The following is a 10,607-nucleotide window of genomic DNA, read 5'->3' as shown; positions in this document are numbered from 1 at the left end:
ACTTTATTTACTTCTTTCATAAATGGTTTATTCAATAAATTTAGGCGTAAATGCAATGAAAAATAGCCTTTTGCCTTTGAAAGAAGTATTTCATATTGATATATGTTGTTCGTGTTAGTATCATGAAATTCAAATATGTTTTTCTTTTGCACAAAACCTTTTTTTTCAAACAAAGGTCCAATTACTTTAGCTATATCGGATATAACTTCGTCTTTTGGTGTTTTATTCATTGTAGTCATTTTTCATAGTAGAAGATGCATTTTTAAATAATTGACGACAATGAAGAGCACCCAATAATTCATTGTCTTACTTGAGTCGAAACTTCCTGTTTCACTTAGTTTTTACGATTCAGTTAAATACTTATAAAAGAAAATAAGCTCATCATCAGAGTTATTTCTTGCTAATAAATAATTATATTTTTCATCCAATTCGATAATTCGGTTTTGTTTTTTCAAAAGGTACAGAGCAGAATAATATGTATTATTAATAATCCATTGTTCCGGATTAGATTGAATATCCGAAATCCATTTTTCAGTAAATAAAACACTTTGCACTAGTTGCGCTTTCCAATTAGGGATTTCATTAATATCATCAAATACACAGATCCAAATAGAAAATCGATCCCTAAAGTCAGCCAAAGATTCATTTTCCTCTTTAAAATCGCGCCAATCCGTTACCATACTTAAGTAGAAATTGCTAGTTCTTATCTTCATTGCGTATTTTATCATTTCATCACTACTGTCTTCTAGACGAATAAAATCTTCATCTAACCATACTTTTTTAAGTACTTTATTTACTTCTTTCATAAATGGTTTATTCAATAAATTTAGGCGTAAATGCAGTGAAAAATAGCCTTTTGCCTTTGAAAGAAGTATTTCATATTGATATATGTTGTTCGTGTTAATATCATGAAATTCAAATATATTTTTCTTTTGCACAAAACCTTTTTTTTCAAACAAAGGTCCAATTACTTTTGCTATATCGGATATAACTTCGTCTTTTGGTGTTTTATTCATTGTCTTACTTGAGCCGAAACTTCCTGTTTCGCTTAGCTTTTACGATTTAGTTAAAAATAGAAGAAATTAAGCTCATCATCATTGTTATTTCTTGCTAATAAATAATAATATTTTCCATCTAATTCGATAATTCGGTTTTGTTTTTTCAAAAGGTACAGAGCAGAATAGCATGTATTATTAATAATCCATTGTTCCGGATTAGATTGAATATCCGAAATCCATTTTTCAGTAAATAAAACACTTTGCACTAGTTGCGCTTTCCAATTAGGGATTTCATTAATATCATCAAAGACACACATCCAAATAGAAAATCGATCCCTAAAGTCAGACAAAGATTCATTTTCCTCTTTAAAATCGCGCCAATCAGTTAACATTCTTAACCTAAAATTGCTAAGTCTTAGCTTCATTGCGTATTTTATCATTTCATCACTACTGTCTTCTAGACGAATAAAATCTTCATCTAACCATACTTTTTTAAGTACTTTATTTACTTCTTTCATAAATGGTTTATTCAATAAATTTAGGCGTAAATGCAGTGAAAAATAGCCTTTTGCCTTTGAAAGAAGTATTTCATATTGATATATATTGTTAGTGTTAGTATCATGAAATTGAAATATATTTTTCTTTTGCACAAAACCTTTTTGTTCAAACAAAGGGCCAATTACTTTAGCTATATCGGATATAACTTCGTCTTTTGTTGTTTTATTCATAGTCTTAACTTCCAAAAAGGAACATTTGCTTTGCTTATGATGATGTCAATTATCTTCCTTACCAGAAAGTGGATTTCCATCCATATCTTTTAGCACATTTTCCCTTACTTAGTAGCGGAACAGGACTCCACCTTATTAAATCAATATGTTATTCAAACCCTTACTAAAAACAAACGAAATAAATATAATTATCAATTAGTTACATATAATAATCAATGATAAAGCTATTGAAATTAAATGAAAAAGTATGATTTTAATATTTTTAAATTAAAACGATTGACAAGAACTTCTTTAGTTACTACTAAGAAAATTTACGACAATTCTAAACAATTATTTTTTACTAATAGGGTGTAAATTCTTTACTATTGATGAGCTAACTCCCTAGTAGTGTTTCAATTTTTTTCATTTTAAATTAAATTTCAAATGATATAAGCGTTGGAATGCAATTTATGGATATATCTATTCGTCATATAAATCTTTAAAAGAGAAGGGAATTGAATGTGAGCTGAATGTTTTCTTTACTACAGAAGATTAAAATATGGTAAATACAATTGAGTAATATCCATTATCCATTTTACTTATTACTCTCGAGGTAATAAAGAAAATGTATATATAGTATAGGCTAATTCCTATATTTTCAATTTTTGTACTAATAAAAATTAGATAAATGTTTACATTCGACTGGATTAGGAAAAGAAAAAATCATCAACTACCATCAGGAAGTACCTTTTAAGATACTGGAAAAGAAAATAGGTGATTCTCATCCAGCACCTTTATTTACCATAATATTCTGGCCAAGTGTTGAAGCTAAAGAGTTAGGGAAAATTAAAAAGACAAGAAGCGAAAGACAAAACATATTCTATGGTTAAAATTTATGACGTTTTTTATAGCAAAAGAATAAAAGCTATCAATTTTTAATTCAATATCTCCTACCAAAGATAGTTGGGTTGGTGTAGGAGCATGAAAAAGAAGTATACTAGTATACGTTTTGGGTAAACAAGAACAGCATGAGGTTAGAATTACGAATTGACAGGGGAAAAAATTCCGAATTGGAAAATATTGAGATTTTTAAACAACTTTATAAAGAAAAAGATACTATAGAAAAGAAAATGGGTGATACATTGGTTTGCGCGAACCAATACGGCACTCGAATGTGTGCTCTTATAAAAGATTTTACCAATGACGGATATAAGAATGAGGAAGTAGAATGGCTATATCATTACGAGCTATTGATACTATAAAAAAGCTAGAAAATGCTACTAAACCTTTGGTTAATATGTTAACTTTTTAAATTTTAATTTCTCAGCACTCTATCCAAAAATTCAAATTCGATGTGGGGGAGAAGTGTTTAGCTATTTCCAGCAGATTGTAAATATCAATCCTCACTTCTTCTTTTTCCTCTTCCGTTGTGGTCTTATTTTCCAAAGAAAATAAATGCGTTTGACAGGTATTGAGTAGCGAAAGCAAGGTAAATCCCAATTGCTTATAATTAGTAGTTCCTGTATTCATAAAACGCAGGGTACGGTCTTTCTTTAGATCCTTGATATAGTCCTGTATTTCTGTATTGAATTCTATATTCATTTTTAGTATCTTTATGCAGACAAAGTAATGATAAAAGAATAAGATAAAATATTCTGTATTGGAAAATAAAATTCCCAAAATAAGAATGTCTTATTTTTAGCGTATTATTTCCTACTTTTGTAACTTATACAAGAAAGCGATAAACCATGAACACACCTATAGAGCCTAAAAAAGTTCACCACGGGAGAAATGTAAAAAGACTACGGGAAATGCTGGGTGTAAAACAAGATACTCTAGCTGTAGAATTAAACATAACCCAAGCTACGATGTCTAAGCTAGAGGCAAAGGAAGAAATAGAAAAAGATATCCTGCAAAAAATAGCTCAGATACTTAAAATTCCGGTAGAAGCCATAGAAAATTATAATGATGAAGGAGCTTTGAATTTAGTAGCAAATACATTTAATAATCATGATGCTTCTATAGGTCTTACCATCAATTTCAATCCTATAGATAAAATAGTAGAGCTTTATGCGGAAAAAGAAGCCCTTTACGAGCGCATAATTCAGGAAAAAAACGAACTAATAGAGAAGCTGTTAAATAAGTAAACAACAAAAAAATAGTAAAATCTTTTCAAATTATATTTCGTGTAAGTATAAAATTTGTTTGGATGCTAAAGCAGTTATCATAACCTTGTTATCAGAAACTTTTTAATAAGCAGTTTGAGGCAATTATTAAACCATTAACTTTGAAGAAAATTCTACAAATGAAAAAGTTGTTTGTCCTTATGCTTTTAGTAAGTATTAATGTTTTTTGTTTTGGACAGGAAAAAACAAATACGTCAAAAGACTTGGAAGATAACAAAGCTACTCCTATATTTTCTTTCCCGCCAATTATAGATGAAAATTATTATTGTGACATAATAGAAGAAGCAGAATTTACGGAAGGGAATTTTAATAGATATGTTGGACAATGTTTTGATTTAGATAAGAAGACAAAAGAGAAGGTGGCGTTGCGATTTGTAGTTGAAGAAGATGGTTCTATATCTGATATTAAAGTAATTAGTAAAAATTTAGCAAACAGATTGGATGAAAATTGTATAGAAGCTATTAAAAAAACTAATGGTAAGTGGAAACCTGCTACTATTAATGGAGAACCAGCTAAGACTTATTTAACAGTTGTAATTAGTGTACCTGAAGATCCCATTCAATCCCCCGAATAAATAATAAACTCATCCTAGTAGCATTAAAATATAATAATAGTTACAATTTACTTTACGATAAATAACAAAAATTCATCCTTATAAATTTTTTTCATATAGGATTAAATAAGGTGAAAAAGTTATATTATTATCTTTATTCTTATTTAACGTCTTAAATAAACATTGATAATCCTGTAATTTTTTTCGATCTTTAAAAAAGAATAAAATCCACATTATTCTTAAAGATTTAGGTTTGTATAACGAAAAAACACTAAAAATGTCAAGGATTTGCAGTTTTACAAATTTATTAAATGAAAGTAAGACAAAAAAGATTAATTTTTAAACAAAAACGGATATTTAGCTTTATGCTTCATTAAGCATAACGGTACATACAATGGAGTAAGAATGGGGGGAATACACCGCTCTATTTCCAGAGTTTCTTGGTATATAAGAAGAAAAGAACATATATAAAACTTTTCTATATCTATAAATAAACGGTAGAGGTAGAATATAAAAATATATGTAAGCTGTAAAAATAAAAGGTAAAATTTCGTATTTTACATGTTCGGTATCTCATAAACTTTACAGAAAATTATATGATGGGGGAAGATATTTTGTAAACAGAAAAGCTATATTTAACACTTACTATGAAAAACAAATACTTTCCCAAAAGAACGGACATTTATTAAAGATGTTTGAAAAGGTTTTTGCTGATATAATTTATGATGAATATTATAAAAAATACAGAAAGAAATATTACAAGGGATAGCTAACTAAAAAAGAAATTATTTTAAGAAAAAAATAGATAATGAGGAAAGCTAGCCATCCGGTACGTATAAAAGTTGTTATGCCTATAATTTATAAATCTATTAGGTTAATAAATATTTATCTGGTTTATTTAAAAGGGAAAAAATACTGCCAGGAAACAAAAATTCAGAGAAAAAATGATTTAGCTTTCATACTGAATTTTTATACTGTCTGGAAATGTTTTAATTTCCTATAAAAGTGGCGGGGTGAGATTGTCTCCCTAAGAAGTGTCGGAGAAGTTTAGTAGGGTAGGCTCGTATAATCATATAGATAAATTTTTGATAAAAAATTTTATAATATATAATATTGTTTATCTAAACTTAAAGTATTTTCAAATAATCAATTCCCTGTTATTAAAACACTTTTAATTTTGTTATATTATCATAACAAAACCCTTTAAAATTAAATACTTTAAATAATAAATAATAGATCACTTATTATTTTATATAAAAAAGCACTAAATTTAGCCTGTATTTTACAAACTAAAAACCATGAGATTTCCTACTAGCCAAGATAAACATTTTTATTACTCAGCCCCTTGTTACAATTATAAAGTACAAGGAACCTCAAAATATAAACATGGAGAAAATTATACAGAAAACCACTTTAAAGCAGATGTTTATTATAAAGAGAATAGAGATTTTACCGATTATAAAATAACCAATTTTTCACAGTCAGCAAAAGCAATAGTATATGAATTAGCACAAGATTTCTTTACTATAACCTCTGATTTACAAGTACAATTAGACTCTAAAGAATATGTAGAAAAAATATGTAACCTTGAGGATATTTTTCAAAAATACCAACAACAAAAACCCTTATTGCTGGAGAAATACAAAAATGTACCCAATATAGAAACCCTTGTAGAAAACTATGAAGCCAACCTTCAAAAAGAAGAAAAACTACGGAAATCTATTTTTTATAAAGGAATCAGCAGGGTTTTCTTTACAGGATTAAAACCCATTATCAGAAGTACTACTATACGGCATGAAATTACAAGGACACGAAATTGCCCTGAACCCATATTTTCTGTAAGTTTTCCCATAACCGAAACTATTTACTGGAGAAAAGAAGGAGATAAATACAAAGTAGAAATTAAAGGAAATGTTGATTTTAAAAGAATGGAACAAGATAACGAAAAAGACCGTTTTTTACAGGCTTGTTCTAATTTAGTAGATAATCAGGTAAAACCTTCCGATGTAGCTCTTTATACCCAAGAAAAATATACATTAGACCATAGGTTAAACTATGAAACAGCAGATTATCTGTATAGTTTTGGAATACAAGGATTCCATGAAAAAAAAGAAACCCTCCATTATCATTTAAAAACATAGTTTTATGTCTGACGAAAATAAAAAATTTGTTCCCGAAGGAGTTTATTTAGTTTGTGATAAAGGAAAAATAGTAACCCAGTTGTTAGGAAGTCCAGATAGGAATGTATATTTTTATGGGGTAAAAGCATGTACAGATGCAGATAATAAATTTGGGATTAATATTTTATCCTTTGGTACATGTAAGACCTGCGGAGCTTGTAAATTTGAAGAGATACAATGGACAAAAGTAAAAGAGAAAGGCTCTATCAATAATAGCAAAGCACTATTGGAGCATTCCGAAGGTCTTTGTAAAGAAGGACAAGGAATTATAAAAATATACTTTAGCAAATACGAAGCAGGATTAGCTAATGAAAACCAGAATGAAAGTGCTTTTGTAAAAGAAAGTTTATCTTCCCAGATTTTAGGCACTGCTTTAACTACTCCTTTCGGACAGGTTATTGATTTATTTTGCAAAGATGATGATAAATTTACAGAAGGGGTAGGGCGAGGATTTAAGAAAGGAATGGAAAGCACATGGAATTTCCTTTCCTCTGATATGTGGAAAAAAGAAACCTGGGTGGGAATGGGTAAATTAGCGGTTATTGGAGCTGCCTATTCCAGTCCGGTAACAGGAACATTGATGGGAGATACTACCCTTGGAATGTTGGATAATTTATATGGAACAGATTTTAAGCAGACCAAAGATAATTTAGTAGAAGGGATAAAAGATACAGTAGGAAATGCCTGGGAAGATGTTAAAAGGGGTAATATGGGGGAAGTAGGGGAAACTTACGGACAACTTCAATATGCCATAGCAGAAGCCTTAATGGGAACTAAAGGAGCAGGAGTAGCCGTAAAAGGAGCTACTACAGGAGCAAAGGCGTTGATAGGAGCAGAAAGACTGGCGCAACTGTCTGCTAATTTTACCAAGGTTCTGGAAAGAATCAGGATGGGAAGTGTGATAAAAGTAGGTAAAAAAATTGAAAAGATAGCTGATGATTTAGACCCTCCTGGAACGAAGAGAAATTCAATAGGACAATTATATGATGAGAAGACAGGGAGATATGTAGATGTCCCCAAAGTAAAAGGAAATTCTAAAAATACTGTGAAAAGTGATAAAAGTAATTTATTAAAGAAAAATATACAAAATGGATTAAAACGCGAAAATGAAGTAAAGAATGAATTAATTAAAGAAGGACATAATGTAAAAGGCAGTCAAGTTTCAGTTAAAACGAAACATACTAGAAGAATAGTAGACCATTTAATAGAGGAAAAGGATACCAAAAAGATTAAAGCCATAGAAGTTAAAAGTGGAAATGCGAAACGAACTCCCTCTCAAGTTTTAAAGGATGAATCAATGGTAAAAGATGGGGGAAAGATTATTGGTAAGAATGCTCCTAAAGATTTAAAGAATAAAACAATAAAAATAGAAACAGAAATTAGAAAGTAATGAAATATGACGATTATAGTTGGCATATAAACGATTCTTTTCCTTCAGATTTATCTGAAGAAGCTGCATTAACTCATATGGGAATGTTCATAGGCTGGGTTATTGATAAAGGATTTGAAAGTGAGCTTTTAAAAGAAGATTGTAGTAATGATCTTTATAAATTTAGAGAACGAAATATAACAGGAGCTCAATTTATTAAGGAATGTTGTGATTATAAATTAACATCTTATGATTTAAATGAAGAAGCTAATCGTTTTGCTGAAAAATATTATGAATCAGGACAATATTATGATGATTATGCTAATGCTTGTAATGATAATAATGAAACTATTTTCCATGAATCTGATAATTGGGAAAATTATGAAAAGATTAAAAATATTATTGAAAATAGATACAAAAGATGGAAGAAAATTTATTATTAAATAATTTTAATTATGACTTTAGAAGAATTAAAAAAACTATATACAGAATTACAAAAAGAATATAATAATCTTAAGAAGCTAAATGAAGTTGAACAAATAACTAAATCAAGAGCTTTTATCAAAAAGTTATTAGAAAAAAATGAAGAATCAATGTTAAATTTTCATTATTTATTATTAAGAGATAAGGAAATACCTGATTTATATAATAGAATAAGAGCATCATTTGATGAAAGACCTAAAGAAATTATAGAACCTTTTCTATTAGACAAACTAAAAACCGAGAAAGATATATTATTGAAGGCTGATACTATCCAGTTATTAGGAGGGATAGGTTCTTCTGAGGTATTACCCTATGTAAAGAATAATATCAAGTCAGAAAATGGTAATATACGTTATCGCTGTATTATTGTTTTAGGCTGGTTAGGAAATAAAAATGATTTACCTATCCTTAATGAAAGATTAATCAATGAACCTAATGATGAGCTGAGAGGGTATGCAGCAACCGCTATGAGACAGATATGGTTTAAGAAAAGAGCTACTAGTGAAGATATTTTACCTTACTTGTATTCAGCCTTAGTAAATGAAAATTCAGAAGAAACACTAAGTATGATTATTATTGTAATACAAGATTTATTAAAAAGGAAATTTGGATTGCAGGAAAGAATTGATGAACGGAGAATTACAGGAGATGTATTTAAAGCCAAAGAAAAGGTAATACAAAAATTAGGGTTAAAATGAAAGTTTTCTATCAGGATTATACCCAAGGATATAAATAATTTAACTATGACTTTAAACGAAATAAAAGAATTATATACAGAATTACAAAAAAATTATGACGAAATTAAATCTATAGAATTAACTAATGAACTTTCAAAATTAAATGATATAAATACATTAGAATTCCATTATAATATACTAAAAAAACAAGATAATTTATATTTATTCTATGATGTAAGAGGAATCTTCGATGAACATGGAGAAGCAGGAAAAGAATTTTTATTAGAGAAATTACATACAGAAAAAGATCCAGATTTAAAAGCAGAAGCCCTATTTATTTTGGGAGTAATGGAATGTCAGGAAGTTAAACCCATTGCTTTAGAATTTCTTAAAAGTAAGAATTACAAACAACAATATTATGGAATAATTGTTATTGGCTGGCTGGGGAATAGCGAAGATATACCTGTTCTAGAAAAAGAGATGATGAAAAATGATGAACATCAATTAAGACTTTATGCCGCTACAGCATTAAGACAAATCTTTTTTAATCATGCTAAACTTAAAAAGAAAATAATTTTAGCTTATTGGAATGCTTTGAATACAGAAGAAGATGTGGAAGTAGCAAAAGCTATAATTGCCTGTGTTCAGGATTTATTAAAAACCAAACTAGGAATTAGAGAATCCATGACAGAAGGGATGATAGGGAATTTAGATATAGCTAAACCTAAAGCAATAAAAGCAATAAATAAATTTTTAAGTTAAAATATGAAAATATTTTCATTTGACCCAGAACTTGACAATAGTGTAGATGATGATTTAGATTTAGAAGAAGCATTAGAAGAATTTTATTATTTGACAGATGTTGAAGGAACATTTTTCGGAATAGAAGATTCCGAAGAAAGATGTATTCAGTTTGCTTGGATAAGTCAGGATAAATGGTTGGTAGATATTCCCAAGCCACCTGATTTTATCAATTATCAGAAATATGCAGATTATGATGAATGTATAGAGATGATAAAGCGGGTATATGAACTTAATGAAGTAGTGCAGTTTGCAGGGATGATAAAAGTAGATATAATGAATGAAAGTTTAGATGATAAATTAGGAATTTAAAAAGTAATAATTGCCAAATTAGATAGTTCTGAACAAAAAGAAATAAAAAATATAATTCCTCCTTCTGTTGACTCTATTCCCAAAAATCAACCTTATAAAATTTATAAAGGGAAATACTATACAGAAGAAGAATGGAAAATACTGGAAGAAAAATTATATCAGGAGTATTTGAGAAAAAAGAATAGATAAAATACATGAGTTTTATTTTTTATACTATAGGAATGATAATGAAATTGCTAACCTTTTAAAAAATTTAAAGTAAAAACATATTAAAGATTTGAGTAAACCAATATGTAATAATTTTTCGTTATGAAAGAAATTGTACATTTTAATCCACTTA

12 protein-coding genes and 1 pseudogene are annotated in these 10,607 nt (G+C 28.6%); 9 read left to right on the top strand and 4 right to left on the bottom strand.

Annotated features, from left to right (window positions below; genetic code table 11):
- From Q0T35_RS06980 to Q0T35_RS06970, 3 genes are all read right to left on the bottom strand, one after another.
- Positions 1–230 (bottom strand): hypothetical protein (locus Q0T35_RS06980; protein ID WP_295841495.1); only part of this gene is annotated, 230 nt, incomplete at its 3' end.
- 111 nt (positions 231–341) lie between these two features.
- Entirely contained in the window at positions 342–1,016 is a 675-nt protein-coding gene (locus Q0T35_RS06975; RefSeq protein ID WP_295841494.1) for a hypothetical protein, read from the bottom strand.
- Between the two features lie 50 nt (positions 1,017–1,066).
- On the bottom strand, positions 1,067–1,726 hold the full coding sequence (locus Q0T35_RS06970) for a hypothetical protein (protein WP_295841493.1): 660 nt from the start codon (positions 1,724–1,726) through the stop codon (positions 1,067–1,069).
- 992 nt (positions 1,727–2,718) lie between these two features.
- Here Q0T35_RS06970 and Q0T35_RS06965 point away from each other — a divergent pair.
- Positions 2,719–2,967, top strand: a pseudogene (locus tag Q0T35_RS06965) (DUF4268 domain-containing protein); the annotation flags it as partial.
- 61 nt (positions 2,968–3,028) lie between these two features.
- On the opposite strand, the gene Q0T35_RS06960 reads toward Q0T35_RS06965, so the two are convergent.
- Complete coding sequence (locus tag Q0T35_RS06960; protein ID WP_295841492.1) at positions 3,029–3,307, bottom strand: hypothetical protein; 279 nt, start codon at positions 3,305–3,307, stop codon at positions 3,029–3,031.
- A 146-nt stretch (positions 3,308–3,453) separates the two neighbouring features.
- Between Q0T35_RS06960 and Q0T35_RS06955 the strand changes: the two genes are divergently transcribed.
- The 8 genes from Q0T35_RS06955 (at position 3,454) to Q0T35_RS06920 (ending at position 10,267) form a co-directional block, all read left to right on the top strand.
- Positions 3,454–3,852, top strand: coding sequence for a helix-turn-helix transcriptional regulator (locus Q0T35_RS06955; RefSeq protein ID WP_295841490.1), 399 nt, complete (start codon positions 3,454–3,456; stop codon positions 3,850–3,852).
- Positions 3,853–4,010: 158 nt separating this feature from the next.
- Complete coding sequence (locus Q0T35_RS06950; protein ID WP_295811425.1) at positions 4,011–4,466, top strand: energy transducer TonB; 456 nt, start codon at positions 4,011–4,013, stop codon at positions 4,464–4,466.
- A 1,277-nt stretch (positions 4,467–5,743) separates the two neighbouring features.
- Positions 5,744–6,586, top strand: a complete 843-nt coding sequence (locus tag Q0T35_RS06945; protein ID WP_295841489.1) for a hypothetical protein — start codon at positions 5,744–5,746, stop codon at positions 6,584–6,586.
- Positions 6,587–6,590: 4 nt separating this feature from the next.
- On the top strand, positions 6,591–8,015 hold the full coding sequence (locus tag Q0T35_RS06940) for a PAAR-like protein (protein ID WP_295841488.1): 1,425 nt from the start codon (positions 6,591–6,593) through the stop codon (positions 8,013–8,015).
- Complete coding sequence (locus Q0T35_RS06935) at positions 8,015–8,437, top strand: hypothetical protein (protein ID WP_295841486.1); 423 nt, start codon at positions 8,015–8,017, stop codon at positions 8,435–8,437. The genes Q0T35_RS06940 and Q0T35_RS06935 overlap by 1 nt, the downstream gene beginning before the upstream one ends.
- A 12-nt stretch (positions 8,438–8,449) precedes the next feature.
- Positions 8,450–9,175, top strand: a complete 726-nt coding sequence (locus Q0T35_RS06930; RefSeq protein ID WP_295841485.1) for a HEAT repeat domain-containing protein — start codon at positions 8,450–8,452, stop codon at positions 9,173–9,175.
- Positions 9,176–9,220: 45 nt separating this feature from the next.
- A complete protein-coding gene (locus Q0T35_RS06925) occupies positions 9,221–9,916 on the top strand; it encodes a HEAT repeat domain-containing protein (RefSeq protein WP_295841484.1) in 696 nt (231 codons plus the stop codon).
- A 3-nt stretch (positions 9,917–9,919) separates the two neighbouring features.
- Entirely contained in the window at positions 9,920–10,267 is a 348-nt protein-coding gene (locus Q0T35_RS06920; RefSeq protein WP_295811439.1) for a hypothetical protein, read from the top strand.
- The last annotated feature ends 340 nt before the right edge of the window (positions 10,268–10,607 follow it).

This window comes from uncultured Apibacter sp., assembly GCF_946479295.1.
In the GTDB taxonomy this organism is placed as follows: Bacteria; Bacteroidota; Bacteroidia; order Flavobacteriales; family Weeksellaceae; genus Apibacter.
This window is presented reverse-complemented; position numbering and strand designations above follow the sequence as displayed.